The 26346-nt window shown below is 72.1% G+C and carries 24 protein-coding genes, 4 tRNA genes and 1 riboswitch; of the genes, 7 read left to right on the top strand and 21 right to left on the bottom strand.

All coding sequences use genetic code 11. The features are described from left to right. Window positions 1–4 precede the first annotated feature (4 nt). From FZC61_RS15175 to FZC61_RS15190, 4 genes are all read right to left on the bottom strand, one after another. Complete coding sequence (locus tag FZC61_RS15175; protein ID WP_148615024.1) at window positions 5–1678, bottom strand: FAD-dependent oxidoreductase; 1674 nt, start codon at window positions 1676–1678, stop codon at window positions 5–7. Between the two features lie 18 nt (window positions 1679–1696). Next, complete coding sequence (locus tag FZC61_RS15180) at window positions 1697–2701, bottom strand: AurF N-oxygenase family protein (protein WP_148615025.1); 1005 nt, start codon at window positions 2699–2701, stop codon at window positions 1697–1699. Between the two features lie 328 nt (window positions 2702–3029). Then, window positions 3030–3527 (bottom strand): VOC family protein, encoded by a 498-nt coding sequence (locus tag FZC61_RS15185; RefSeq protein WP_148615026.1) that lies wholly within the window; start codon window positions 3525–3527, stop codon window positions 3030–3032. Between the two features lie 63 nt (window positions 3528–3590). Further along, window positions 3591–4358, bottom strand: a complete 768-nt coding sequence (locus FZC61_RS15190) for a pirin family protein (protein ID WP_148615027.1) — start codon at window positions 4356–4358, stop codon at window positions 3591–3593. A 49-nt stretch (window positions 4359–4407) separates the two neighbouring features. On the opposite strand from FZC61_RS15190, the gene FZC61_RS15195 reads away from it, so the two are divergent. Next, the gene (locus FZC61_RS15195; protein WP_148615028.1) at window positions 4408–4863 is read left to right on the top strand and encodes a MarR family winged helix-turn-helix transcriptional regulator; all 456 of its coding nucleotides are present in this window, start codon (window positions 4408–4410) and stop codon (window positions 4861–4863) included. Between the two features lie 9 nt (window positions 4864–4872). Here the strand turns inward: FZC61_RS15195 and FZC61_RS15200 are convergent, their stop codons facing one another. Next, the gene (locus tag FZC61_RS15200) at window positions 4873–5337 is read right to left on the bottom strand and encodes a PPOX class F420-dependent oxidoreductase (RefSeq protein ID WP_148615029.1); all 465 of its coding nucleotides are present in this window, start codon (window positions 5335–5337) and stop codon (window positions 4873–4875) included. 290 nt (window positions 5338–5627) lie between these two features. On the opposite strand from FZC61_RS15200, the gene FZC61_RS15205 reads away from it, so the two are divergent. Next, window positions 5628–6110: a GNAT family N-acetyltransferase gene (locus FZC61_RS15205; protein ID WP_246142718.1), complete on the top strand. Its 483-nt coding sequence runs from the start codon at window positions 5628–5630 to the stop codon at window positions 6108–6110. Here the strand turns inward: FZC61_RS15205 and FZC61_RS15210 are convergent. The 9 genes from FZC61_RS15210 to FZC61_RS15250 all read right to left on the bottom strand — a co-directional run bounded on the left by FZC61_RS15210 (window position 6083) and on the right by FZC61_RS15250 (window position 15999). Next, window positions 6083–6574 (bottom strand): GNAT family N-acetyltransferase, encoded by a 492-nt coding sequence (locus FZC61_RS15210; RefSeq protein ID WP_148615030.1) that lies wholly within the window; start codon window positions 6572–6574, stop codon window positions 6083–6085. The two genes, FZC61_RS15205 and FZC61_RS15210, sit on opposite strands and share 28 nt — an antisense overlap. Then, the gene (thrS, locus tag FZC61_RS15215) at window positions 6571–8562 is read right to left on the bottom strand and encodes a threonine--tRNA ligase (protein ID WP_148615031.1); all 1992 of its coding nucleotides are present in this window, start codon (window positions 8560–8562) and stop codon (window positions 6571–6573) included. Before thrS ends, FZC61_RS15210 begins: the two co-directional genes overlap by 4 nt. Before the next feature lie 75 nt (window positions 8563–8637). Then, window positions 8638–9348, bottom strand: coding sequence for an NADPH-dependent F420 reductase (locus FZC61_RS15220; RefSeq protein WP_148615032.1), 711 nt, complete (start codon window positions 9346–9348; stop codon window positions 8638–8640). 102 nt (window positions 9349–9450) lie between these two features. Further along, the gene (locus FZC61_RS15225; RefSeq protein ID WP_148615033.1) at window positions 9451–10689 is read right to left on the bottom strand and encodes an ABC transporter substrate-binding protein; all 1239 of its coding nucleotides are present in this window, start codon (window positions 10687–10689) and stop codon (window positions 9451–9453) included. Beyond that, window positions 10686–11906, bottom strand: coding sequence for a branched-chain amino acid ABC transporter permease (locus FZC61_RS15230; protein WP_148615034.1), 1221 nt, complete (start codon window positions 11904–11906; stop codon window positions 10686–10688). Before FZC61_RS15230 ends, FZC61_RS15225 begins: the two co-directional genes overlap by 4 nt. Next, window positions 11899–12789: a branched-chain amino acid ABC transporter permease gene (locus FZC61_RS15235; protein ID WP_148615035.1), complete on the bottom strand. Its 891-nt coding sequence runs from the start codon at window positions 12787–12789 to the stop codon at window positions 11899–11901. Before FZC61_RS15235 ends, FZC61_RS15230 begins: the two co-directional genes overlap by 8 nt. After that, window positions 12786–13697: an ABC transporter ATP-binding protein gene (locus FZC61_RS15240; protein ID WP_148615036.1), complete on the bottom strand. Its 912-nt coding sequence runs from the start codon at window positions 13695–13697 to the stop codon at window positions 12786–12788. The genes FZC61_RS15235 and FZC61_RS15240 overlap by 4 nt, the downstream gene beginning before the upstream one ends. Continuing rightward, complete coding sequence (locus FZC61_RS15245) at window positions 13694–14512, bottom strand: ABC transporter ATP-binding protein (RefSeq protein ID WP_211357273.1); 819 nt, start codon at window positions 14510–14512, stop codon at window positions 13694–13696. The genes FZC61_RS15240 and FZC61_RS15245 overlap by 4 nt, the downstream gene beginning before the upstream one ends. Beyond that, window positions 14509–15999 carry an AMP-binding protein gene (locus FZC61_RS15250; protein WP_148615037.1) on the bottom strand — a complete coding sequence of 497 codons (1491 nt, stop codon included), beginning with the start codon at window positions 15997–15999 and terminating at the stop codon, window positions 14509–14511. The genes FZC61_RS15245 and FZC61_RS15250 overlap by 4 nt, the downstream gene beginning before the upstream one ends. 171 nt (window positions 16000–16170) lie before the next feature. Between FZC61_RS15250 and FZC61_RS15255 the strand changes: the two genes are divergently transcribed. Next, window positions 16171–17340: a PucR family transcriptional regulator gene (locus FZC61_RS15255; protein WP_148615038.1), complete on the top strand. Its 1170-nt coding sequence runs from the start codon at window positions 16171–16173 to the stop codon at window positions 17338–17340. Window positions 17341–17633: 293 nt separating this feature from the next. Here FZC61_RS15255 and FZC61_RS15260 read toward each other — a convergent pair. Further along, window positions 17634–17705: transfer RNA gene (locus tag FZC61_RS15260), tRNA-Val, on the bottom strand. Between the two features lie 198 nt (window positions 17706–17903). On the opposite strand from FZC61_RS15260, the gene FZC61_RS15265 reads away from it, so the two are divergent. Beyond that, window positions 17904–18317 carry an SsgA family sporulation/cell division regulator gene (locus FZC61_RS15265; protein ID WP_148615039.1) on the top strand — a complete coding sequence of 138 codons (414 nt, stop codon included), beginning with the start codon at window positions 17904–17906 and terminating at the stop codon, window positions 18315–18317. Window positions 18318–18344: 27 nt separating this feature from the next. On the opposite strand, the gene FZC61_RS15270 is transcribed toward FZC61_RS15265, so the two are convergent. After that, a complete protein-coding gene (locus FZC61_RS15270) occupies window positions 18345–19163 on the bottom strand; it encodes an aminotransferase class IV (RefSeq protein ID WP_148615040.1) in 819 nt (272 codons plus the stop codon). A 148-nt stretch (window positions 19164–19311) separates the two neighbouring features. Between FZC61_RS15270 and FZC61_RS15275 the strand changes: the two genes are divergently transcribed. From FZC61_RS15275 to FZC61_RS15285, 3 genes are all read left to right on the top strand, one after another. After that, a tRNA-Gly gene (locus tag FZC61_RS15275) sits at window positions 19312–19384 on the top strand. Between the two features lie 41 nt (window positions 19385–19425). Continuing rightward, window positions 19426–19499 (top strand) — tRNA-Cys (locus FZC61_RS15280). A gap of 26 nt (window positions 19500–19525) precedes the next feature. Further along, window positions 19526–19600 (top strand) — tRNA-Val (locus FZC61_RS15285). A gap of 59 nt (window positions 19601–19659) precedes the next feature. On the opposite strand, the gene atzF is transcribed toward FZC61_RS15285, so the two are convergent. From atzF to FZC61_RS15310, 5 genes are read right to left on the bottom strand one after another with little or no spacing between them, the layout of a single operon-like run. Continuing rightward, complete coding sequence (atzF, locus tag FZC61_RS15290) at window positions 19660–21252, bottom strand: allophanate hydrolase (RefSeq protein WP_246142719.1); 1593 nt, start codon at window positions 21250–21252, stop codon at window positions 19660–19662. Continuing rightward, window positions 21249–23231, bottom strand: a complete 1983-nt coding sequence (locus FZC61_RS15295; protein WP_148615042.1) for a 5-oxoprolinase/urea amidolyase family protein — start codon at window positions 23229–23231, stop codon at window positions 21249–21251. Before FZC61_RS15295 ends, atzF begins: the two co-directional genes overlap by 4 nt. Further along, the gene (locus tag FZC61_RS15300) at window positions 23231–23863 is read right to left on the bottom strand and encodes a DUF1989 domain-containing protein (protein ID WP_148615043.1); all 633 of its coding nucleotides are present in this window, start codon (window positions 23861–23863) and stop codon (window positions 23231–23233) included. Before FZC61_RS15300 ends, FZC61_RS15295 begins: the two co-directional genes overlap by 1 nt. Continuing rightward, window positions 23860–24564: a DUF1989 domain-containing protein gene (locus FZC61_RS15305; RefSeq protein WP_148615044.1), complete on the bottom strand. Its 705-nt coding sequence runs from the start codon at window positions 24562–24564 to the stop codon at window positions 23860–23862. The genes FZC61_RS15300 and FZC61_RS15305 overlap by 4 nt, the downstream gene beginning before the upstream one ends. Next, window positions 24561–26126 (bottom strand): amino acid permease, encoded by a 1566-nt coding sequence (locus tag FZC61_RS15310; protein WP_148615045.1) that lies wholly within the window; start codon window positions 26124–26126, stop codon window positions 24561–24563. Before FZC61_RS15310 ends, FZC61_RS15305 begins: the two co-directional genes overlap by 4 nt. Window positions 26127–26174: 48 nt before the next feature. After that, window positions 26175–26282, bottom strand: a riboswitch (guanidine-I (ykkC/yxkD leader). Between the last annotated feature and the right edge of the window lie 64 nt (window positions 26283–26346).

The raw sequence follows: 26346 nt of genomic DNA on the forward strand, positions 1-26346 counted from the left end.
CACCTCATCGTGTCGACCCTCGGGAGCGGCTCCCGAACCCCTTGACGAGCCGCCTCAGCGAAGGGTAGTCGCGTTGGTCGGACGCCGTGACCCGGGCGTGGGCGACCTGGCGCATCTCGGCGACGTCGACGATCTTGGCGCGTGGGCGAGAGCGGTGCTCACCACGGCGTCGCTCCTCGGCGTCGATGGCGCGCCAGCCGGCCAGGTCGACGAGGTCGGGACGGCGTCCGGCCACCACCGCGGCGATCGACTCCAGCGTGCCGACGGGCGTCGGGAGGCCGGCGTCGAGGTCGTCGAGGATCGTCGAGACGGTGCCCTCGGCGCACGACTTGTTGCTGCCGATGAAGCCGGTCGGCCCGCGCTTGACCCACCCGGCGACGTAGACGCCCGGTCGGACCCGGCCGGCGTCGTGGGGCACGGTGCCGGTGGCCTCGTCGTAGGGCAGGTCGGCGACGGGTCGGCCGTGGTAGCCGATGGCGCGCAGGACGAGTCCGGCCTCGAGCACCTCGGTGGTGCCGTCGCGGTCGACCTCGACCCCCGTCACGCCGGTGGCGTCGTCGCCGAGGACGCGCGTCGGGCGGGTGTGGAAGCGCAGCACGATCCGGCGCGCGCCGGGGACGGCGGGTCGCGCGGCGAGCCGGCCGAGCACCTCGAGCTTGCGGGTGCCGGTGCCGAGGGGGACTCCCCCGGTGTCGACGACGACCTCGAGGTCACCGCGCTCGGCCAGACCGGCGAGGCCGACCAGCTCGGGCATCGTGAAGGCGGCGTCGGCGGGGCCGCGCCGGCCGAGGACGACGACCTCGCGCACGTCGCTGTCGCGCAGCGCCGCCAGGGCGCCGTCGGCGATGTCGGTCTGCTCGAGGCCTGCCGGGTCGAGGGCGAGGATGCGGGCGACGTCGAGCGCGACGTTGCCGTTGCCGACGACGACCGCCCGGCGCGAGGGGTGGGCGAGCGGGACGTCGAGGTCGACCTTCTCGGGGTGGCCGTTGTACCAGCCGACGAGGTCGGTGGCCGACAGCGAGCCGCGCAGCCGCTCGCCCTCGATGCCGAGGCTGCGGTCGGCGCTCGCCCCCACGGAGTAGACGACGGCGTCGTACTGCGCCTCGAGGTCGGCCAGCGTCAGGTCGCGCCCGACCTCGAGCCCGAGGAAGTAGCGGAAGCCGGGCTGCTCCTCGATGGCCCGGAACAGCTTCTCGACCCGTTTGGTGTGCTGGTGGTCGGGGGCGACCCCGGCCCGCACCAGTCCGTACGGCGTGGGCAGCCGGTCGTAGACGTCGACGGCGATCTCGGGGTGCTTGAGCAGCTCGTCGGCGGTGTAGAGCCCGGCCGGTCCGGCCCCGACGACCGCGACCCGGAACGGACCGGGGCGGGTGAGCCGGCGCTGCTTGGTCACCACCGACAGCGGGGTGCGGTCGCGGTGGGGGAAGCAGTCGTAGTAGTCGGCGTTGATCGCGACGAACGGCTGCTCGTCGGGCGTGAGGACCGAGTCGGGCTTGATCGCGTCGACCGGGCACGCCGTCGCGCAGGCGCCGCACCCGACGCAGGCCGTCGCGTCGACGTACAGCATCTCGGCCTCGGCGAAGCCGGGCTCACCGGGCGCGGGATGGATGCAGTTGACCGGGCACGCGATGACGCAGGAGGCGTCGGCGCAGCACGACTGCGTGACGACGTAGGCCATGTCGGAGTGGCCCGGGGCTCAGGCCGCGGCGGACGCGGGCTGGCTGCGGAAGCGCGAGCTGCGACCGTCGATGCCGAGCGCGCGCCACAGGCGGCGCGAGACGGGGTTCATGATGCCGGTCTGGTCGGCGAGCATCCGGACGTCGCCGAACAGGTCGCGCAGGAACTTCTGCGACTCCGGGTTGGTCCAGTACAGGTCCTTCATCACCGAGTCGGGGATGCCCATGTCGCGCTGGGCCTGCTTGCTCGGCACCAGGATCTCGTTGCACAGCCACTTCATGATCACCGGCACGATCAACGACAGCGCCGCGCGCTCGCTGCGCTTGAGCCTGGGCGCGTGGTGCTCGAGGTACTGGTGGGCGAAGCCGATGTGGCGGGCCTCCTCGGCCACGTGGATCTGCATGATGCGCTGCAGCAGCGGGTGCATGTCGTCGCCGGCACGCAGGACGCTCTTCTGCACGTGGTCGATCGGCTCCTCGCCGGCCAGGACGCCGTAGAAGAACGCGAACGGCACCAGGCGCGCCGCCAGGGGCAGCACCGGGCCCAGGGTGCGGAAGAACCGTGAGCCGCCCTGGACCTGCTGGCCGGAGCGGTTGACGAACTCCTGGAACATCTGGGTGTGGTGGCACTCCTCGGTCGCCTCGTGCGTGGAGTAACGGAACTCCGGCGAGCCGTTGGGCAGGGCCAGCGCGTAGTTCATCAGCCCGGCGATGAGGATCTGCTCGAACTGCAGGCCGACCTTGGTGACGTTGGCCTGGCGGTACAGGCCGATGCGGATCTGCTCGTCCTTGGGCAGCCCGCGGTACCACGGGTGGCCGCCGAGGACGTCGATCTCGGGCAGGATCCACCGCTCGTCGGTGGGGTCGATGGCGAAGTCGGGGTTGTCCCAGTCGATGTCGACGAACGCGTCGAAGTGCTGCTCGACCGACGCCCGGCTCAGCGTGCGCAGCCGCTCCTCGTAGGTGAGGTGCGGGTCGCCGGCCTTGGCGTGGGCGGTGGTCGTGGGCTCCAGCGTGCTGGTCATCTCGGGAGTCACCTCTCGTCGTCGGGAGCGAACTCCCACAACGTTAGTGCGACACGGTGTCCGGGTAAAGAGTTAGCGCGACATTACGTCTCAGTAACTTTGTGCCGGCCGGGCGCGGGCGAGCCGACGCACGAGCTTGCTCGGGCGGTCGGGTCGACCCGCGGCCACCTCGCCGGCCAGGTCGAGGAGCGTCGGCTCCCCCGCGGAGCGAAGCGACGCTGGTGAGCGACGCGTCTCGAGACCACCGCAAGGGCAGGTCGGGTCGACCGGCACCTGCGGCGGTCTCGAGGCTCCTCGCTGGCGCTCGTCGCACCTCGACCAGCGTGGGTCAGAGGACGTGCTCGCCGTACATCTCGCCCAGCGGGTCGGCGATCAGCTCGATGCGGGCGCCGTCGGGGTCGCGGAAGTAGACCGAGACCCCGCTGTGCACGACGTGCTCGACTCCGGCCGCCTCGAGCTTGCCGACCAGCCGCTCCCAGTGGACCGGGTCGACGGAGATGGCGCAGTGGTGCAGCCCGCCGAGCACCTCGGCGTAGGGGCCGACGTCGAGACCGGGGAAGTCGAAGAAGGCCAGCAGGTTGCCGTTGCCGATGTCGAAGAAGAAGTGCGACGAGCCCGGGTAGTCGCGGTTGTCGATGAGCTCGGTGAGCGGGAACTCCAGCAGGTCCTGGTAGAACCGGACGGTCGTCTCGACGTCGCTGCTGATCAGGGCCGTGTGGTGCAGGCCGCGCGCCGACGACGCGGGCCGCTCCCCCGCGGGTCGCAGGTGGGTCTCGCGGATGCGGGCGCGCTCGGCCTCGATCGCGGTCAGGTCGGGTGCGGTCATGACGTGTCTCCTTCGGCTGGTCTGCGGCTGGTGTGCGGCTGGTCTGCGGCTGGTCGGGAGGGGTCAGGCGGCGATGCCGGCGTGCATCTCCCACACCAGGATCTCGGCGGGCTCGGTGGCGGTGACGCGCTGGCCGCCGGTGGCGGTGAAGCGGACGGCGTCGCCGGTGGCCAGCGGGCCCGCCCCCTCGAGGGTGACCGCACCGCGCGGCACGAACAGGTGGAGGTACGGCGCCTCGGGCAGCTCGACGGCCTGGCCGGGCTCCAGCCGGGCGGCGTGCAGGGCGGCGTACTTGTTGCGGATGCGGATCGCGGCGTTGCCGGCGTGCTCGGGCATCCCCGAGGCGACCGGGACCAGCGAGCCGCTCATCAGGTCGGCGTCGATCTCGAGCTGCTCGTAGCCGGGCTCGATGCCGCCCTCGTCGGGCACGACCCACATCTGCACGAAGTGGACGGGCTCCTCGTGGGTGTTGCCCTGCAGGCGCCACGAGTCGTTCTTCTCCGAGTGCAGGATGCCGCGGCCGGCGCTCATCCGCTGGGCCAGGCCGGGGTAGATCAGGCCGCTGTGGCCGGTGGAGTCCTGGTGGACCAGGGACCCCTTCATCACCCAGGTGACGATCTCCATGTCGCGGTGCGGGTGGGTGTCGAACCCGGTGCCGGCGTCGACGATGTCGTCGTTGTTGACCAGCAGCAGGCCGTGGTGGGTGTTGGCGGGGTCGTGGTGGTGCCCGAAGGAGAAGGAGTGCTTGCTGTCGAGCCAGCCGAACCGGCTGGCGAAGCGGTCAGCGGAGCGCCGGACGTCGATCTGCGGGTCGAGCTTCATGGTGGTCATGATGCTCCCAACTTAGGTGACACGTCAACTATTCCGCTACGCTCGTGCCATGACCCAGGACTCCCCGTGGCTGTCCGCCGCGCAGCAGCAGGCGTGGCGGCACTGGATCGCCCTCGGCACGTCGCTGCCCGCGGCGCTCAACCGTGCCCTGCAGGAGTCGGGTCTCTCGCTGAGCGACTACGACGTCCTGGTCGCACTCAGCGAGGCCGACGACCGCCGGCTGCGGGTCGGCGACCTCGCCGCGCGGCTGGCCTGGGAGCGCAGCCGCCTCTCGCACCACCTGCGCCGCATGGAGGGTCGCGGGCTGGTCGCCCGCGAGGAGTGCACCGACGACGGCCGCGGCGCCTGGTCGGTCGTCACCGCGGCCGGTCTGGCCGCCATCCGGACGGCGGCCCCCGCGCACGCGCGCCTGGTGCGCGAGCTCGTCTTCGACGACCTCACCACCGCCGAGCTGGCGGTGCTGACCGACGTGCTCGCCGGCGTACGCCGTCGCGTGGAGTCGTGAGCGGACGCCTCAGTCGGCCAGGCGCGCTGGGAACCCTCCGGTCGCGACCGGCCCCCACCGCGTCGGCGTGATGCGCAGCAGTGACTTGCCCTGGTCGCGCATGGCCTGGCGGTACTCGTCCCAGTCGGGGTGCTCGCCGGCGATGCAGCGGTAGTAGTCGACCAGCGGCTCGACCGAGTCGGGCGGGTCGATGACCTCGCACGTGCCGTCGACCTGCACGTAGGCGTCGTCGAACTCGTCGCTCAGCACCAGCACCGTGACCTGCGGGTCGCGCCGGGCGTTGGCCGTCTTGGCGCGCTCGGGGTAGGTCGAGATCACCAGGCGCCCCTGCTCGTCGACTCCCCCGCTGACCGGGCTGGCCTGCGGGCTGCCGTCCTTGCGCCGCGTGACCAGCACGAAACGGTGACGGGGGCGGACGAAGTCGAGGAGCTCGTCGAGCTCGACCCGGGTGGCGGTGGCGATGGTCCGAGGCATGCCGTCGAGGGTAGTCATCCGCGCCGGCCGTCCGGCACCCGCGGTCGGGTGGACCGGTCGGCGTACGACGCCACCACACGGTGGTCGAGGAGCTCCCGCTAGGGAGGGTCACGAGACCGCCTCACCCCAGCCGACGTGGCCGAGTTGACCCTGCACCACCGGCTGGTGGGTCTCGTGACGGTTGCTAGCGCAACCTCCTCGACCACCGTGGGCTGACGGTCCTCGTACGACGCGCCAGGGAGCGTCACGAAACTCACCACCGTGTCGCCCGATCGGCGTACGGTCGCGCCGTGAGCACCCTGCGGCCTGCGACCCCCGACGACATGAGCGCGATCGCCGACCTGTGGCACGCCGGGTGGCACGACGCCCACCCCGGCCACGTGCCCGACGAGCTCACGGCGTCGCGCACCGTCGGGGAGTTCCACGCCCGGGTGCCGGGGCGCGTGGGCGACACGACGGTGGCCGAGGTCGACGGGGCGGTCGCCGGCTTCACGATGGTGGTCGGCGACGAGGTCGAGCAGGTCTACGTCGCCGCCGGACACCGCGGGAGCGGAGTCGCCGAGGTCCTGCTCGACCACGCCGTACGCCGGGTGGCCGCGGCCGGGCACGACGAGGCCTGGCTGGCGGTCGTCGAGGGCAACGCGCGGGCGCGCCGCTTCTACGAGCGTCGCGGCTGGCGCGACGAGGGAGCGCTGCCCTATGAGGTCGTCTCGGGCGGGCGCACGCTGGTCTCGCCGTGCCGGCGCTACGTGTTCTCGATCCGCCAGGAGTAGCGGACCCGCTCGCGGTCCTCGTCGGCGCCGCGGCTGCTGAAGGTCGCTCGGGCACCGGCGTTCTTGTCTCCGGTCCCGGTCACGACCCACACGGCCCCGCACATGGTGTCGGTGGCCAGCGACTCGAGCCGGTCGAGCATCGCGTGCCCGATCCCGCGGCCGCGGTAGTCGTCGTCGACGCGCATGTCGTAGAGGAACATCTCGGTGCCGCGGTCGGGGTAGGTCATCTCGATCACCACGACCATGCCGACCGGGCGGTCGCCGTCCCACGCCAGCATGAGGTGGTGGCTGGAGTCGCCGAGGAACCGGCGCACGGCGGTCGGCTGCAGCTCGTGCTCGAACAGGTGGGCGGCGGCCACGACGTCCTCGGCCGTGACGGCCAGCCGGATGTCGACGCTGCCCTGCTCGACCTCGACGGTCTCGGTGACGGTCTCGGTGACGGTCTCCTGCAGTGACTCGGTCATACCTGCTCCCTGGCGTTGACGGCGGTGGTGACCCGGGCGATGGCCTCCTCGATCGGCACGCCGTTGTCCTGGCGGCCGTCGCGGTAGCGGAAGGACACCGCTCCCGCCTCGATGTCGTCGTTGCCGGCGATCATCATGAAGGGGACCTTCTGCAGCTGGGCGTTGCGGATCTTCTTCTGGAAGCGGTCGTCGGAGTCGTCGACCTCGACGCGCAGCCCCTGGGCCTTCATCCGGCGTGCGACGTCGTGCAGGTAGTCGGCGGCGAACTCGGCGACCGGGATCGCCGTGACCTGCACGGGGGCCAGCCACGGGGGGAAGGCGCCGGCGTAGTGCTCGACGAGCACGCCGAGGAACCGCTCGATCGACCCGAACTTGGCCGAGTGGATCATCACCGGCTGCTTGCGGGTGCCGTCGGCGGCCTGGTACTGCAGGTCGAAGCCCTGCGGCTGGTTGAAGTCGTACTGGATCGTCGACATCTGCCAGGTCCGGCCGATCGCGTCCTTGGCCTGCACCGAGACCTTGGGCCCGTAGAACGCCGCGCCGCCGGGGTCGGGGACCAGCTCGAGCCCGGACTCCTCGCACGCCGCGCGCAGCACCTCGGTCGCGTTGTCCCACTGCTCCTGCGACCCGACGAACTTGTCGGGCTTGGAGCCGTCGCGCGTCGACAGCTCGAGGTAGAAGTCGTCGAGGCCGAAGTCGCGCAGCAGCCCGAGGACGAAGTCGAGCAGGTGCTTGATCTCGCCGGGCGCCTGCTCCTCGGTCACGTAGGAGTGCGAGTCGTCCTGGGCGAAGCCGCGCACCCGGGTCAGGCCGTGGATCACGCCGGACTTCTCGTAGCGGTAGACGTGGCCGAACTCGAACAGGCGCAGCGGCAGCTCACGGTAGGACCGCCCGCGCGACCTGAAGATCAGGTTGTGCATGGGGCAGTTCATGGCCTTGAGGTAGTAGTTGGCACCCTCGAACTCCATCGGCGGGAACATCCCATCGGCGTAGTAGGGCAGGTGCCCCGAGAGGTGGAAGGTGCCCTCCTTCGAGATGTGGGGCGTGCCGACGTAGTCGAAGCCCTCCTCGATGTGGCGCTGGCGGACGTAGTCCTCCATCTCGCGCTTGATCACGCCGCCCTTGGGGTGGAAGACCGGCAGGCCCGAGCCGATCTCGTCGGGGAAGCTGAAGAGGTCGAGGTCGCGCCCGAGCTTGCGGTGGTCGCGCTTCTCGGCCTCGGCGATGCGGTCGAGGTGAGCTTCCAGGGCCTCCTTGGACTCCCACGCGGTGCCGTAGATGCGCTGCAGCTGCTTGTTCTTCTCGTCACCGCGCCAGTACGCCGCCGCCGAGCGCATGAGCTTGAACGCCGGGATCCGCTTGGTGGTGGGCAGGTGCGGTCCGCGGCACAGATCGGACCACACGGTCTCCTTGGAGCGTGGGTTGACGTTGTCGTAGATCGTCAGCTCACCGGCCCCGACCTCGACCGACGCGCCCTCGGCGGCGTCGTCGCTGCTGCCGCTGCCCTTGAGGCCGATCAGCTCGAGCTTGTAGGGCTCGTCCTTGAGCTCGTCGAGCGCGTCGGCGTCGGTGGTGACGCGGCGCTCGAAGCGCTGACCCTCCTTGACGATCTTGCGCATCCGGGTCTCGATCCTGTCGAGGTCCTCGGGCACGAACGGCGTGGGCACGTCGAAGTCGTAGTAGAAGCCGTCGACGATCGGCGGACCGATGCCGAGCTTGGCCTCGGGGAACAGGTCCTGCACGGCCTGGGCCATCACGTGGGCCGTGGAGTGGCGCAGGATGTCGTGGCCGTCGGGGCTGTCGAGGGTGACGCCCTCGACCTCGTCGCCGTCGGCGAGCTCGTAGGAGAGGTCCTTGAGCTGGCCACCGACCCGCGCGGCGATGACGTCGGCGTCGTCGGCGTACAGCTGCCAGGCCTTGGTGCCGGTCGTCGCCGTCTGCTCCTCACGCTCACCGGCGTGGATGCGGACGACCTTGATCTCGGACACGTGGGGACCTTTCGGTGGGACGACGGGCGGTCGGTCGATGCTAGCGACCGGCCACCCGACACCCGTACGTCCGGGTCAGGCCATGTCGCGGTAGCGCTTCGACGCGGCCAGCAGCGCGTCGAGGTGCTCGGGGGTCGCGCGGCGGGGCTTGGTGAAGTCGCCGTCCTCGGCGTACGCCGCGGCGTAGGCGGCCGTGTCGCGCTGGTAGCGCCAGCCCTCGGCCAGCGGGCCGACGTCGTGGGCGTCGTAACCGATGGAGTCGAGGAAGGCCGCCACCGTCGCCTTGGCGCCGGCGTCGTCACCGGCGATCAGCAGGGCGCTGCGCTCGGGGTCGCCGCTGGGACGCGCGAGGGTGCGCAGGTGCTCGAAGTAGATGTTGTTGAAGCCCTTGACGACGTGGGACTGCGGCAGGTGCGCCTGGAGCAGCTCGGAGGTCGTGGTCGACTCGTCGTCGAGCTCGGGGATCTGGCCGTCCCGCTCGGGGTAGTAGTTGTTGGTGTCGATGACGACCTTGCCGACCAGCGGCTCGACCGGCACCTCGCGGTAGGCCTTGAGCGGCACGGTCACGACGACGACGTCGCCGGCCGCGGCGGCCTCGGCCGGGGTCGCGGCACGGGCCCGGGGGCCGAGCTCGGCGACGAGGTCGGCGAGGGTCTCGGGCCCGCGGCTGTTGCTGAGGACGACGTCGTGGCCGGCCGCGACGGCGAGACGGGCGATGGTGCCGCCGATGTTGCCGGCGCCGATGAGTCCGATGGTCTGGGGAGCCGTGGTCGGGTTCAGTGTCATGTCAGGCACATCGCCCGGACGCGGCCGGATATTCCGGGACGCACGTCGGCCCGGACCGTGCTGGTCCGGGCCGACGGGTCGAGCGGAGGTGGTGCGGGTGGGTCAGCTGCCCTCGAACCCGGCCACGTCGTCGCCGACGAACTGGTCGGAGACGCTCTTGGCGCCACCGGGCACGTCCGCGGCGCGGAAGATGTAGCTGGCGTCACTGGGCGACTTGCCGACCTCGAAGGTCAGCGGGACCGCGAGGCCACCGGTGTCGACGGTGCCGATCTCGTCCTTGGCGGCCAGCACGCCCTCGGGGGTCAGGTCGCCGTTCTCGCAGGCCTTGTCAAGGATCTGGCGCATCGTGTCGGCCGCGGCGGTGCCGAAGACGACACCCAGCGTCGGGTCGCCCGGGTACTCGGCCTGGTAGGCCTTGAGCAGGTCGGGCTGCGCGTCGAACGGCGCGACCGGCGAGGCGACGTAGAGGTTGGCGATCAGCGGCGGGCCGGCGGGGGTGTCGAGCAGCGCCGGGGCGAAGACCGGGTTGTTGCCCACGATCGGGACGTTGAGGCCCGCGGAGGCCGCGACGCCGGCGACCGAGGCGGTCTGCCCGGGGGCCACGGTGATCGCGATGGCGTTGACCCCGTCGGCCTTGAGCTTGGTCACCTGGGCGGTCATGTCGGTGTCGGTCGGCTGGATCTGCTGCTCGACGACCGTCATGCCGTGCTGCTCGGCGAAGTACTTCGAGCCGGCCAGGCCGCCCTCGCCGTACTCACCCTCGAAGTAGATGTGGCCGATCTTGTCGCCCTCCTTGATCTTGCCCTCCTGCAGCAGGTAGTCGAGGGCGTTGATCATCTCGACCTCGTAGGTCGCACCGACCATCGTGATCTCGGGGCTCTCGGTCAGCGACTGCGCCCAGGCGGCGGGGATGTTGACCATCTTGTCGGTGGCGAACTGCGGCAGCAGCCCGGTGTTGATCGGCGAGCCGATGGTCTGCTCCAGGGCCAGCACGTCGTTGTGGATCGAGCTGTAGAGCTGGATGCCGCGCTGGGTGTCGTAGCCGTGGTCCTTGACCGTCTCCTTGACGGTGTACTTGCCGCAGATCTTGTCGCCGGCGTTCTGGTTCTTCCAGTACAGCGCCTGCGCCTGGGTGATGTCCTTGCCGAGCGCGGCGAAGACACCGGTCAGGTCGGTGAGGGCACCGAGGGTGATGGTGTCGCCCTCGATGCCACGGCCGACCTTGACGCCGCCCTGCGTGGTCGTGGCGGTGTCGGACTCCTTGGTGCTGCACCCGGACGCCGCCAGCACCATGGCCGCCGACACCAGGGCGACCGCCCCGCGCTTCGTGGTTGTCTTCATCGCTTGTCTCCTGGAGTTGACGTGTCGGCTCGCGCCGGTGAGGTGTTCGGTTGGTGCTCGCCACCGGGGGTGGCTGCGGACGCAGCCCCCGGTGCACGTGGGGAGGGCCGCAGGCGGCGCACGAGTCCGACGAGACCGCCGGGCTCGAAGAGGACGACCAGGATGATGGCCAGGCCGTAGAGGAAGGCCGCCGCCTGGCTCGCGCCGATGCCGGGCTGGCCCGGCTCGACGATGAACGGCAGCGAGCCGGCGTACTGCTGGAAGACCAGCGGCAGCGCGCTCACGAAGGTCGCCCCGAGGACCGAGCCCCAGACCGAGCCCAGTCCGCCGAGCACGATCATCGCGAGGAACTGCACCGAGAGCACGAGCCCGAAGGACTCGGGGGCCACGGAGCCGATCGACAGGGCGTACAGGACGCCGGCCAGGCCGGCGTACATCGAGGAGACCAGGAACGCCTTGGCCTTGTAGTCGCGGACGTTGACGCCCATCACCGAGGCCGCCACCTCGCTGTCGCGCACGGTCTGCAGCGCGCGACCGGGCCGCGAGCGGATCAGGTTGGCGGCGAACCAGCAGGCGCCGATGCAGAGCACCAGGCCGAGGTACCAGAGCCGCTCGGCCTGCCCGAAGGGGACGCCGAGGACGGTGAGAGGCGGTGAGTCGGTGCTGTCGAAGGTGAAGCCCAAGAGGGAGAACGACGGCACGAGCCGGCCGTTGAAGCCACCGGTCACCGAGCTCCACGTGTTGAGCACGTGGTCACCGATGAACACCAGGCCGAGCGACGCGATGCCGAGGTAGATGCCGCGCAGGCGGGCCGCGATCGGGCTGAACAGCAGCCCGGCCAGACCGGCGACGAGCACGCCGGCGACCATGCCGACCAGCGGCGGCAGGCTCTGCCCGCCGTAGGGGTTGGCGGTGCCGCCGGGCTCGCCCGACAGGTAGGTGTAGGTCACGGCACCGACCGCCAGGAAGAAGGCGTGCGCGAGCGAGAGCTGACCGGTGGTGCCGACGAGCAGGTTGAGCCCGACCGCGCCGATGATGGCGCCGAAGACGGCGAACCCGGTGCGCAGCCAGAACTCCTCGACGTAGAGGGGCAGCGCGAGCAGCACCACGAGCAGCGCGAGCCCGACGACCAGGCGGCTGGCGGCGCCGACGCCCCGTCCGGTCTGTCGGCGGGTGCCGGTCGCGGGCCGTTCACGGACGGCGATGGCCTCAGACACGAGTGGTCTCCCTTGTTCCGAAGAGTCCGGACGGACGGATCAGCAGCACGGCGACCATGACCACGTAGGGCACGACGTCACCGAACCCGCGTCCCAGGAAGGCGATCTGGTCCTGGTAGCCGGCGGACATGGCCTCGGCGACGCCGATCAGGAGCCCTCCGACGAGGGCACCAAAGGTCGAGTCGAGGCCGCCGAGGATGGCTGCGGGCAGCGCCGCCAGCGCGACGGTGGCCACCGCGGGGGTCACCCCCGGTGTCGGGGACCCCACCGCGAAGAGCCCGGCGACGGCGGCCAGGACCCCGGCGACCATCCAGGCCACCATCGAGACCCGGCCACGGCGGATGCCCATCAGGGCCGCCGCCTCGCCGTCCTCGGCGACGGCGCGCATCGAGATGCCCCAGCTGGAGAACTTGAAGGTCACGAAGAAGGCGCCGATCAGGATGCCGGCCACGACGATGGCCAGGGCCCTGTTGGTCGTCAGGCCGACGCCTCCCAGCGAGATCGAGTCACCGCCCCACGGGTGGCCGACGTTGAGGATGTCGGAGCCGATGCGGCGGGTGAGCTCGGTGATGATGATGAGGTCGACGCCGATGGTGAGGATCGCCAGGCTGATCACCGGTGCGCCGCGCAGGCGGTTGATGAGCAGGCGCTCGACCAGGATCGCGGCGACCGCGGAGCCCACGATGCCGAGCGCGGCGGCACCCCAGAAGCCGAGGGTGTCGTCGAAGCGGGCCGCGAGGTAGGCGCCGAGGAGCAGCAGCGAGCCCTGCATGAAGCTCACGACCTCGCTGGCCTTGAAGATGATGACGAAGCCCAGGGCGATGAGCGCGTAGACCGCGCCCAACGACAGGCCGTTGAGCAGCAGGGACAGGAACTGGGTCACTGGGACTTCTCCTCGTGGTGGACCGGGTCGGCGTCGGGCGCCGCGTGGCCGGGGCCGACCTCGTCACCGGAGCCGAGGTAGGCGCGGATGACCTCGGGGTCGGCCTGGGTCTCGGCGGGTGTGCCGTCGGCGATGAGCCGCCCGAAGTCGAGGACGGTGACGCGGTCGGCGATGCTCATGACCATTCCCATGTCGTGCTCGACCAGGACCACGGAGATGCCGAGCGCGTCGCGGATCTCGAGCACCGCGCGGGCCATGCGCTCGGTCTCCTCGGCGTTCATGCCGGCCACGGGCTCGTCGAGCAGCAGCAGGCGCGGCTCGGTGCACAGCGCGCGCGCCACCTCGACCCGCTTCTGGTCGCCGTACGACAGCACGCCGACGGGGGTGTGGAACTTGTCGCCGAGCTCGAGGAACTCGGCGATCTCGCGCACGCGCTCGCCGTGACGGCGTCCCTCGCGCGTCGCGGACGGCAGCCGCAGCCCGGCTGCGAGGAACCCGGCGCGAGTCAGGCCGTGCCGGCCGAGCATGAGGTTCTCGCCGACCGTCTGGGCGCCGGAGAGAGCGATGTTCTGGAAGGCGCGGGCCACACCGAGGTGGGCGATCTTGTGCGGGCGCATCCCGCTGATCACGGTGTCACCCAGTCGTACCTCGCCCGACGACGCCTTGTAGACGCCCGAGAGCACGTTGAACATCGTCGACTTGCCGGCACCGTTGGGCCCGATGACCGCGTGGACGGTGCCCGGGCGCACGGTGAAGGACACGTCGGAGAGCGCCTTGAGCGCTCCGAACTCCACGGTGACGTGGTCGACGCTCAGCGTCTCGAGGTCGTCGCGGAGGTCGACCCCGGCCGGGCCGGACGGGCCGGACGGGCCGGTGGTGCCGGTGGTGCCGGTCGGCGTGGTGCTCATGGCGTCCACCTCGTCAGCTTCTTGGTGTGGGCGGCCTCCAGGGGCCGCGTGGTGCCCTCCTCGGCCCCGTGACCGAGGTAGAGGCGCTGGACCGCGTCGGACTCCGCGAGCTCGGTGGCCGAGCCCGACAAGGAGACGGTGCCGACGTCGAGGACGAAGGCGTCGTCGGCGACGCCGAGGGCCATGGTCGCGTTCTGCTCGACCAGCAGCACGGAGGTGCCCTGGCGGTTGATCTCGCGGATCACCTCGCCGATCTGGCCGATGATGCGCGGTGCGAGCCCGAGGGACGGCTCGTCGAGCAGCAGCAGCTGGGGACGCGACATCAGGCCGCGGCCGATGGCGAGCATCTGCTGCTCGCCGCCCGAGAGCAGTCCCCCGCGCTGGGTCCGACGCTCGGACAGGACCGGGAACATGTCGTAGACGCGCTGCATGTCGGCGGCGCGCTCGGCGCGGTAACGGACCCCGAGCCCTCCGGCCTTGAGGTTCTCCTCGACCGTGAGGCGGGTGAAGATCCGGCGCCCCTCGGGGACCTGGACCAACCCGCTCGACACGCACTGGGCGGGGTCGCGACCCTTGAGGTTGGTGCCGCGGTAGAGGACCTCGCCGGACTCGACCTTGCCCTTGTGCAGGCGCAGGGTGCCGGAGAGGGTGCGCAGCAGGGTCGTCTTCCCGGCGCCGTTGCTGCCGAGCAGGGCCACGACGGCCCCCTGCTCGACCGAGAGGTTGACGCCCCTCAGGGCCTGGACCACCCCGCCGTAGGTCACGACGAGGTCCTTGACCTGCAGGATGGGACTGCGTGCATCGGGGACGCTCATGCTCGGCTCTCCAGTCGAATAGCGCGTTTGAGGATCTTGCCGTTGGACGACCGGGGGATCTCGGTGACGACGTGGACCTCCCGGGGGTACTGGTGGGGGGCCAGGCGCTCGCGGACGAAGGCCTGCAGCTCGGCGGGGGTGGCGCTCGCGCCGGACCGCAGGACGACGACCGCGTGGACCTCGGCACCCAGGCCCGGGTGCGGGATGCCGATCACCGCGGCCAGCTCGACGTCGGGGTGCTCGTGGAGCACGTCCTCGACCTCGCGGGAGTAGATCGTGCGTCCGTCGCGGACGATGAGGTCGTCGATGCGGTCGACGACGTAGAAGAAGCCGTCCTCGTCCTTGACGCCCACGTCGCCGGTGCGCAACCAGCCGTCGATGATCGACGCGGCGGTCGCGTCGGCGCGCCCGTGGTAGCCCTGCATGACGTTGTGGCCGCGCACGACGATCTCGCCCGGCTCGCCGTCGGCGACCTCGCGGCCGACCTCGTCGACCACGCGCAGCGCGACGCCGTTGACCGCGACACCGATCGAGCCGACCCGGCGGCGGTCCATGCGGTTGAAGGAGGCCAGCGGCGAGGTCTCGGCGAGCCCGTAGCCCTCGAGGACCAGGCAGTGGAAGGCCTCCTCGAAGCCCAGCAGGACGTCGACCCGCAGGGCCGCGCCCTCGCAGAGCCCGACCCGCAGCCGCGACGCGTCGAGGTCGTGCCGCTGCGGCTCGCGCAGCAGCGCCTCGAACACCTGGGGGCCGCCGGCCAGGACCGTGACCCCGTGGTCGCGCAGGGCCCGCAGCGCGCTCGCGCCGTCGAGCCGGGTGAGCAGGACCAGCCCGGCGCCGGCGCGGACCGCCGCGTTGAGCCCGGCGGTCTGCATGAACGCGTGGGTCAGGGGCAGGCCCGCGAGGACGACGTCGTCGGAGGTCAGCTGCACCAGGTCGTTGACGACGAACTCGCAGTTGCGCACCACGTTGCCGTGGGTCAGCGCGGCGCCCAGCGGCTCCCCGGTCGTGCCGGCGGTGAAGGCGATCACCGCCGTGTCGTCGGAGGTCCGCGGCTCGATCAGGTCGAGGGCGCGCGCGTCGCCGAGCAGCTCGGGGAACCCGCCGGGCCCGAGCAGCCAGACCACGACCCCTAAGGAACCGGCCGCCGACTCCACGGAGGACCGCAGGCCGCTCCACGCGACGACCGCGGTGACGTCGGCGTCCTGCAGGTGGTGGTGCAGGCCCCGCTCGCCGAGCAACGGGCTCAGCGGCACCACCACGGCCCCGAGCCGCAGGATGCCGTAGTAGAGGGCGGCGTACTCGAGCACGTCGGGCAGGACCAGCGCCACCCGGTCACCGGTCCGCACGCCCCGGGCCGCGAGGAACCCGGCGACCCGACGGCTCCACCAGTCGACCTCGCCGAAGCTGGTCGCTGAGTCCTCGAGGGTGACGGCAGCGAACCGGCCGCGCGTGCGCGCGGTCCGGTCGAGGTTCTCCGCCAGGTTCATCCGAGACTCCGAGACTCCGTCGTGGGTGGTACGTCGGTGACCCCACCGTTGTGCACGACCTCCCCCCTCAGCCATAGTGACCGCGATCACATCGGACGGGATTCTTTGTTCCCCGTCACAAAACGAGGAGCTCGGGTGCCCTGCGTAGAACCGACCGGTATCGACCCGCGGGTGACCGTCGCCTGCGAGCAGATCCTCGACCGCGTCGACGAGATCGCGCGCGCGACCGCGCAGACCATCCGGCAGGAGGAGCCGCTCTACGTCGAGGTGATGAGCTACGAGGAGCTGGTCCACGCCCTGCGGCCCAACATCATCGGGCTCGTGGAGAGCGTGATGGTCAACGAGGCCAGCCTGCTGGCGGCGCCTCGACGCACCGGACGCGAGCGGGCCCAGGCGCGGGTGCCGCTGACGATGGTGCTGCACGCCTACCGCCTGACGGCGCTGCACATCTGGGACCACCTGGTGCGGCTGTGCGGCGACGACATCGGGTCGAGCCGGGCCCTGCTCGACTCGGCGTCGGCGCTGTGGAGCACCGTCGACGTCTACTGCCAGGAGCTCGCCGCGGCCTACCGCGACGTCGAGCTCGAGCAGCTGATGCGCGACGTCCGCATCCGTGAGGCCGCGCTGGCCTCGCTGTTCAACGGCACCAGCAGCAACGGACGCGGCGTCGCCGAGGTCGCCGACGCCCTGCGGCTGCCCAAGGTGGGCCGGTTCGTCGTGGTGGCCTCCGACTCGTGGCCGGCCGAGGGCGAACGCGCGCCGGCCACCGCCGAGCGCGCCCTCGCCTCGCTCGGGGTGCGGTCGGCGTGGCGGTCGGAGGCCGATGGCGAGGTGGGCCTGGTCGTCCTCAACCGGGCCCAGCGCGCCGACCGGCTGATGGACTACCTCACCTCCCTCACCGTGGGGCGCGTCGGGATCAGCGAGACCTTCGAGGCCGTCGTCGACACCCCGCAGGCCGTCACGCAGGCGCGACTGGCGCGCGACACGGCGACGCCCGGCGAGAACGCCGTCATGCGCTACGGCGAGGCGCGCGTCGCCGCGCTGGTCGCGGGCGCCCCCGACCTCGCCATCGGCCTGGCCCACCAGGTCCTGGGTCCCGTGCTGGAGCAGAAGGCCGACGAGCGCGACCTTCTCATCTGCACGTTGCGGGCCTGGTTCGACGCCCAGGGCTCAGCCGCCGAGGCCGCGAGGCTGCTGCACTGCCACCCCAACACGGTGCGCTACCGCCTGACCAAGGTGACCCAGCTGACCGGTCGCGACCTGCACGCGCCCGGCGACGTGGTCCACCTCTACCTCGCCCTGGAGGCCACCCGCTTGTGGTTGCCGACCGGCGGAGACTGACCCGTTGTGGGCCGGAACAACGGCGGCACGACGCGCGCGGGGCGGGCTCAGGCATTGGCGGACCGGGGTCCGGGGGTCCGGCGACCGTCGGCCGCAGCGTGACCACGCAGGACGTGGACACCTGAGACGCGACCTCTCGGCGATCCGCGACGATGCCGGGGAGCCGTCCCAGCCGATTTCAACGCGGCTGGGGCGGCTCACCGGGGGCGGGGCACCCGGCCCTCGCGTGACAGGCACGGCCTCGAGGCCCGGATCCTGGAGGGGAAACGGCCTGTGACCTGCGGAAACATGGGTGGGCGATACTGGGTTCGAACCAGTGACCTCTTCGGTGTGAACGAAGCGCGCTACCACTGCGCCAATCGCCCCCGTGCGGTCGCCGACTCTAGCCCATGGACGGTGCGACCTCCCACTCGGACCCCCCTCGTGCCTCGATTGCGTAACGGTCCAGAACTTTTTTCGTCGTTCGGGCAACCGAACGACCGGTCAGTGCGTCCATAGGGGTGGCAGGACGCTGTTCGTCCTGCCGCACGGTCGTATTGGTCTCGGACAAGGGAACCTCCCCCATGCCTCAACCGCTTGCTCCCGCGGTCACCGCCGACATCGCCCTGCACTGCGATGACGAGCTCGGACGCCCCATGGCGTTCATCGCCACGTTCTCCTACGACGCGGGCGACCCGTACGCCGTTCAGGTCACCTTCCACGTGCCCGCGGGCGACGTGCCCTGGGTGGTGGCCCGCAGCCTGCTGACCCGCGGCCTGGGCGAGCCCGCCGGCGACGGCGACATCCGGCTGCGCCCGGGCCTCGACGAGGACGGCCGCGCGGTCGTCCGGATGGACTTCCACTCCCCCGAGGGACGGCTGGCGGTGGAGGTCCGCAGCGCCGACCTCCTGTGGTTCCTGGGCCGCACCTGGCTCTCGGTCCGCCCCGGCGAGGAGTCCGTCGACGTCGACGACCTCCTGACCGGGCTGCTCGCCTGATCCCCGCCCGCCCCTCGCCCGACCCCCTTAGGAGCCGAGCAGCTCCGGTTCGCGGGCCCGCCACGCCTCGGCGGCGGCGAGGGTCACCGGGCCGACCTCGAGCGACCGGTTTCCCCAGCGCACCACCGGCTGGACGTCGCGCGTCGTCGACACCAGGAAGACCTCGTCGGCCCCCTCGGCGACCGCGATGGGCTCGTCGACCTCGACCCCGCCGAACCAGTCGAGCAGCAGCGCGCGGGTGACCCCGGCCAGGCAGCCACTGGCCAGCGTGGGCGTGCGCAGCTCGCCGTCGGCGACGTAGAAGACGTTGGAGCCGGTGCCCTCGCACAGGTGGCCGGCCAGGTTGGCGAAGATCGCCTCGGTCGCCCCGAGCCGCTGGGCCTCGGCCAGCGCGACCACGTTCTCGGCGTACGACGTGGTCTTGAGCCCGGCGAGCGCGCCGCGCTCGTTGCGCGGCCACGGCACCGTGACGACGCTCGTGGTCGGCTCCTGCGCCGACATGGGCGCCGCGACCACCACGACCGTCATCGGGTGGTCCCCACGCCCGGAGCCCAACGGGGCGGGACCTCCGGTCAGCGTGATCCGGATGCGCCCCAGGGGCAGCTCCTGCCCCTCCAGCACGGCGGCGACCCCGGCGCGCACGTGCGCCTGGTCGACCTGGCCCAGTCCGAGCCCGGCCGCCGAGCGCGCCAGCCGCGCCAGGTGCAGCCCCAGCGCGAACGGCCGGCCGTCGACGACCTTGATCGCCTCGAACACCCCGTCGCCGACGGTCAGGCCGTGGTCGACCACGCTCACCGCGGGTTCCGTCGGGTCGTCCAGCAGGGCTCCGTCGATCCAGGCGCGCATGGGCGTCACTGTAGGTCCGGCTGACTGATCCGAGCGACGTGACGACACGGCGACGGGGATACCGGTTTTGGTCGACCCGGGGGCATCGGGTACGGTTCTCACGCACTCAAGGACGGCCAACGCAAGGGCGGCCGACACCGGGTTGCAGGCGGACATAGCTCAGTTGGTAGAGCGCAACCTTGCCAAGGTTGAGGTCGCGAGTTCGAGTCTCGTTGTCCGCTCGGAGAGGTCAGTGTCCCGGCCCGACCTCCAACCAGAACACGGTGGGTTGGCCGAGAGGCGAGGCAACGGACTGCAAATCCGTGTACACGGGTTCAAATCCCGTACCCACCTCCACACGACAACTCAACAAGCTCCACCACGGACGATTGGCGCAGTGGTAGCGCGCTTCCTTGACACGGAAGAGGTCACTGGTTCAAACCCAGTATCGTCCACCAGCACACCGAACCCGCTCAGACCAGTACCGGTCCGAGCGGGTTCTGTCGTAGGTGGCCGGTCAGCGGGCCAGCCAGGCCCGCCACCCGCCGTACGACGTGATGTCGCGCTCGGCGTCGACGCCGTCGGCGGTGCACAGGAAGCCGAGCACGGTCGAGCCGTCGGCGAGCTCGACGGGACCGACCCCCAGCGGTGGCGCAATGGTGCGCAGGAAGCCGGCCAGGGCGGCCTCGGGCAGCGACCAGACCTCCACCTCGAGCCCGGCGCCGGGACCGGGTGCACCGCCGGGGACCCGGGTCACGCCGGGGCGCGGGAGCGGGCCGTCGACGACGTACATCCGGTAGTCGGCGGCGAGCCGGGTGGTGCTCACCAGTTCGCCGCCACGGGCCACGAGGTCGGCGTTGAGCGGCTGGCCGGTCAGGTGGGCGCCGGCGACGGCCAGGTCGACGCGGGCTGTGGTCACCGGCCGCTGGGGCTCGCCGGTCCAGGTCGCCGCGAGGTCGAGGACGAGCCGGTCGCCCCCGGCGGGGGCCAGCAGCTGCACCCCGAACGGCAGCCCGTCGGTGCGCGACGGGCCCGGGAACGCCACGGCGCAGAGGTCGAGCAGGTTGGTCATGTTGGTGAAGCGACCCAGCTGCGAATTGGCACCGACGGGGTCGGCGGCGACGTCGGCGAGCGTGGGGTGGGTCGGGGTCACCGGCAGCAGCAGGGCGTGGGCCTGCGCCCAGGTCGCCTGGGTCAGCCGGTCGAGCCCGGCAAGGCGGTACTGGCCGGCGAAGGCGTCCTCGGCGCTGAGCACCGGTGCGTCGGCGACGACGGCGCGCACCGTCGGGTCGACGGCTGGGTCGTCGTCGAGCACGGCACCGAACGCCCATCGACGCTCGGCGACCCACGGCCCGCCGTAGAGCAGGGCGGCCGCCTCCAGGAACGGCGCGACGTCGACCTCGACGACGTCGTAGAGGTCGCGGGCGCGCACGAGCGACGCCTGCCAGGCCACCTCGTGCCACGGGTCGAGGCCCAGGTCGCCGGCCGGGACGGCCACGACGGGACGCGACGGGGTGGATCGCTGCTCGACGACCCGGCTGTAGGGGTCGGCGTCGTCGTAGGCCCCGATCACGCCGAGGACGTCGCGCGCCAGGCCCACGGTGCGGGTGAAGACCGTGACGCAGTCCAGCGAGCGGCAGGCGGGCACGACGCCCGTGGTCGACACCAGGCCGCGGCTCGGCTTGAGCCCGACGATCGCGTTGAACGCCGCCGGCACCCGTCCGCTGCCGGCGGTGTCGGTGCCCAGGGCGAGGTCGACCTCGCCGGAGGCGACGGCCACCGCGCTGCCCGAGCTCGACCCGCCGCTCACGTGGTCGGCGGACAGGACCGAGTGGCAGGCGCCGTACGGCGACCGGGTGCCGACCAGGCCGGTGGCGTACTGGTCGAGGTTGGTCTTGCCGGCCGGCACCGCCCCGGCCCCCAGCAGCAGCCCGACGACGGTGGCTGACGCGGTGGCCGGCGTCGTACGACGGGGGTCGGCGGCGGTCGTCGGCACCCCGGCCAGGTCGATGTTGTCCTTGGCGGCGAAGGTCAGCCCCGACAGCGGCCCCTCCCCCACGGCGTACGACGCGGACTGCTCCGGGGTCAGCCGGGTGATCCAGACGGTCACGAGACCCACCTCCTGCGCTCGGCGTCGAAGGCCGCGCGCCGGTGGGAGCGGATCCGGGTGATCTCGTCTCCGGACTCGGCCGCGATCGCGGCGACCTCCGACATCGAGAACGTCGCCGGGCGCGTCACCAGGTCGGCCCGGTCGGCCTCGACATCGGCGCGCAGGTCGGCGAGCTCCTCGGCGCTGACCGCGGCGAAGCGCAGCCGGTCGAACTGGCGCAGCAACCAGGGCTGCTCGTCGCGCGCTCCCCCGAGCCGCCACACCGGCACCGTGCGCCCGACGAGCTGGTAGCCGCCGGGCCCCTCCATGCCGTAGACGCACAGGTAGATGCCGCCGATGCCGACGGCGTTCTGCGGGGTCCAGGTGCGCGCCGGGTTGTACTTGGTGGTGACCAGCCGGTCGCGCGGGTCGATCGGCACGGCCACCGGGGCGCCGAGGTAGACGTCGCCCAGCCCCACCACGAGGTACGTCGCCCGGGCCACGACGTCGAAGACCTCGTCGCGCTCAGCGAGGTCGTTGACCCGACGGATGAACTCCACGTTGTCAGGACACCACGGCGCGTCGGGTCGCACCGAGGCGGCGTAGCGGCGCATCGCCTCGTGGGCCTCGGGGTGGTCGAACGCGATCGGGAGCGTCACCTCGCGCACCGGCAGCACGACGGTCGCCGGGTCGTCGAGGCCAGGCACCAGGTCGCGCAGGTGCGCCGCCAGCTGCTCGAGCCCGAGCACCTCGGGGTCGACGGCGACCAGGAGCGACCGCACGCCCTCGACGAGCTCGGTGACGCCGGCGGGCCGGTGGGCCCGCAGCGCCTGCGCCAGCAGGTGCACCCAGACCCGCACCCGCAGGTCCAGCTCGGGGTGTCCGGCCTCGACCAGCAGGTGCCGGTCACCGGAGCGGGTGATGGTGAAGGCGGGCGCCGTGCCGGACTCCTCGCCCACGACCAGGCGGGGCGCGTCGTGCGACGGCGCGGCCGGCCGCGGGCGCGGCCGGGACGCGCCGGCGGGGGCCGGGAGCAAGGTCGTGAGCAGCACGCGCCGCTCCTCGGCGGCCACGGCGGCCTCCGCCGGCGTGACCGGCTGCAGGCGCACGGTGTCGCCCGGGCGCAGCTGCCCGAGCATCCACAGGTCGGCCCCGACCACCACCGCCGGGACGACGAACCCACCCAGCGACGGGCCGTCCTTGCCGACGATCACCGGGGTGTCACCCGACAGCATGATGCCGCCCACGGGGTAGGCCGAGTCGTGCAGGTTGGACGGGTGCAGGCCCGCCTCGCCGCCGTCCTCGCGCGACCACGACGGCAACGGCCCCACCAGCCGGACCCCGGTGCGGTCGGCGCGGTGGTCGACGCTCCAACGGGTGGCGAACAGCTCCGCCACGCCCTCGGGCGTGAGGTAGTCCGGCGCGCCGTGCGGGCCCGCGATCACCCGCAGCGTCCAGTCGTGGGTCAGCGCCGGCAGCACGTCGGCGACCTCGACCGGTGCGGCGAGGTCGTGCGTGGAGCCCAGGGGAACGACGTCGCCCGCGGTCAGCGGGCGCCCCTCGTGGCCGCCGAACCCCCCGAGGATGAACGTGGCGCGGCTGCCCAGCACCCGCGGCACCGCCAGGCCGCCCCGCACCGCGACGTAGCCGCGCATGCCGGGCCCGTCGATCGGGCCCACGTCGAGCACCTGGCCCGCGCGCAGGCGACGTACGCGGCCCGGGGGCAGGGGGTGGCCGTCGATGGTGGCCGCGTGGGCGCCGCCGCCGACGCAGACCAGCCGGTCCTCGTCGAGGCTCAGCACCGGGCCGCGCACCACGCACTCCAGCCCGGCGGCGAGGTGGCCGTTGCCGACGGCAGTACTGACCAGGCCGAAGCTCAGCTCGTCGAAGGCACCGGAGGGCGGCACCCCGACGTCCCAGTGACCCGTGCGGCCCTCGGCGTCCTGCACGGTCGTCTGCACGCCCGGGTCGAGGACCGTCAGCCGTGCCGTGGCGGCCATCAGGTCCACCAGCCCAGCAGCCGCACCGGCGTGGGGTCCCAGCCGTTGCACGGGTTGTTGAGCTGAGGGCAGTTGGACAGCAGGACCAGGAGGTCGCGGCTGGCGGTCAGCTCGACGTGCTTGCCGGGCGCCGACAGCCCGTCCTCGAAGTGCAGGTCGCCCGCGGAGGTCACCGGCACGTTCATGAAGAAGTTGATGTTGTGCCCGAGCTCGCGCGCACCGATGCCGGCCGGAGCGCCGTAGGCCAGGAAGGTCTGCCGGCAGGCGTGCTGGTGGCGGGTGTGCTCGCCGTAGCGCACGACGTTGCTCTCCTGCGCGCAGGCGCCGCCGAGGGTGTCGTGGCGGCCGACGGTGTCGTCGGTGATGACGGCGAGCTCGTCGAGCCGCGTCGAGAGCAGCCGCGAGCCGGTGGTGAGGAACACCGCCGCCTGCTCGCGGACGGTGTCGAGGGCGGAGTAGCGGTTGCGCACGTCGGCGGCGTCGTAGAGCAGCGTGTCAGCGGCCTGGTTGCCGTGCAGGTCGACGATGCGCAGCCGGCCACCCCGGGGCACCGCGACCAGGGCGCCGTCGCCGGCCTCGACCAGGAGGTCGAGGTCGGAGCCGGTGACGGTCTCGTGGGTCGTGGCCGTCATGCCGCTGCCCTCCGGCTCATCTCGAGCGCGCGGGCGCTCTCGTCGCGAAAGCACCAGGAGGCGTCGGTGGCGGGGTCGACCTCGGGCGCGTGCGACACCTCGACGCGCACGCCGGCCGGGGCCCACGCCCCGGTCGCCATCGGGTGCGGTGCGGTGCTGAGGGCGACCAGCAGGTCGTGCTCGACGCGCAGGGTGACGGTGTCGCCGGCTCGGCTGTGGCCGGTCACGTGGGTCAACGAGGCCCGGTCGTCGTCGGTGACCGCGACCTTGCTGAAGAAGTTGACGCTGCCGTGCAGGTCGCGCTCGTCGAGCCCGTGCTTGGTCAGCTCGCTCACCAGCCCCGTGCGGGCGCTGCGCCGCCAGTCGTTGCGGTCGGCGGCGTACGACGTGGGGCCGTGGCGCTCGAGGTGCGCGGGGTGGGAGAACCCGCCGAGGGCGTCGTGCCAGTCGAGGCTGGAGGCGACCACCGAGGCCAGGGCCAGGCCACGGTCGGACATCAGCACCATCGGCGCGATCACGCGCGCCGACATCTGGGCCTTGAGGGTGTCGGGAAGGTTGAGACGGTCGACCCGGTCGGCGGCGACGAGCAGCACGGAGCAGTTGGCGTCGTCGCCCAGCGCGGTGAGCGTCACCAGACGCCCGGCCCGCACCGGTGACGACCACGCTGCTCCGCCGGGGACCTCCATGGCGAACAGGCTCATGCCGACTCGGCCTCCAGCCCCACGGGCAGGCGGACGCCGATGGCGTCGTGGTAGGCCTCGCGCTGGGCGCGGTAGGCCACGTAGCCGAGGCCGTAGGTGAGCACGAGCACCACGATCGGGAGGTAGTGCACGGCCCAGCCGCTGTCGAAGGGGTCGTAGACCTCGGCGCGCGGCCAGCCCAGGTTGAGCACCATCGCGAGCTGGAAGGCCACCGCGACCGCGTTGACCGCCACACCGGCGCGGCCCAGCGAGAACAGCGGTCGGCCGTCCTCGTCGCGGCCGGGCTGCGGGAACGAGCCACGCACGCGGGCGTTGAGCAGCGGCACCGTGACCATGAGGTAAGCGAGGTAGAGCAGCATGATGCAGACGCTGGTCAGCGCCAGGAACAGCCCGGCGTTGCCGATGTTGACCACGAGGAACAGCGCGGCGCCGACACCCGGCACGACGGTCGCCAGCACGGGGGTGCCGGTGCGCGGCGAGACCCGGGCGAGCTGGGCCGAGAACGGCAGCACGTGGTCGCGGGCCATCGAGAAGATCATCCGCGCGGCAGCGGTCTGGATCGCCAGGGTGCAGACGCACACCGCGAACGCGACGTCGACGAGCAGCAGCTTGCCCCAGAAGGTGCCGAGCTGGCTGGTCAGCACGTAGGGCAGACCGAGCAGGCCGAGGTCGCCGTCGGTCAGGCTGGGCGCGGCCATCAGGGCGGCGACGATGAGGAACGCACCGCCGAGCCCGGAGGCCACCACGGCGCGGATGATCGTGCGCGGCGTCGTACGCCGGGGCTTGTGGGTCTCCTCGGCCAGCTCGCCGGCGCTGTCGAAGCCGACCAGCACGTAGGCCGCCATCAGCGACGAGATCAGCAGCGGCACGGCGTAGCCGGTGGAGCTGTCGAGGCCGGTGTGGTGCAGCACGACCGACGGTCCGCGCTCGGCGTGCCCGAGGAGCAGCACGACCAGCAGCGTCACGCCGATCAGCTCGCAGGTGACCCCGGCGCTGTTGACCAGGGCGGTGATGCGCATGCTGCTCGCGTTGAGCGCGGTGGTCGCGGCGAGCAGCAGGACCCCGAGGATGACCGCGTTGGTGGCCCCGTCGCGGCTGGAGACGGCGCTGTCGGTGCCGACGAGCTGGAACGACGGCGAGACGATCGGCAGCACCACCTGCAGCGCGATGGCCGCGGCGGCGATGGTGATGACCTGCCCGATCACCATCGTCCAGCCGGCGAACCAGCCGAGCACCGAGCCGCCCAGGCGCCGCGACCACTGGTAGACCGCCCCCGACAGCGGGTAGTGCGCCGCCAGCTCGGCGAAGCACAGCGCGACGAGCAGCTGGCCGGCGAAGACGGCCGGCCAGGTCCAGAAGAAGGCCGTGCCGCCGAAGCTGTAGCCCAGCCCGAACAGCTGGAACACGGTGGTCATGATCGACACGAAGCTGAAGCCGGCCGCGAAGGAGGCGTAGGAGCCCACGCGGCGGGCCAGCTGCTGGGTGTAGCCGAAGTGGTGGAGGTCGGCGGCGCTGGCGTCGAGCTCTGGCGTCACGGTGGACGACGAGGGGTGGTCGGGCATCGCAGGTCCTTCGAGGAATCGCCCCCGACGCACGGCGGGGGCCTGTCGGCCTCCCGGGCTTTTATCCCGCCGTGGAACGCGGCCACCTCCTCGTGGGCCGCGCCTCCCCTCTCGGACCAGGCCTGCCGGAGCAGCGGAACCCTAGGGGCGCCTCGCCTCGTGGACGAGTCGTGACCATCTAGCCAAGGCGACGTTTCGACCCGCGTCGGGCCGCGTAACA

Source organism: Nocardioides rubriscoriae, assembly GCF_008087085.1.
Classification (GTDB): Bacteria; Actinomycetota; Actinomycetes; order Propionibacteriales; family Nocardioidaceae; genus Nocardioides; species Nocardioides rubriscoriae.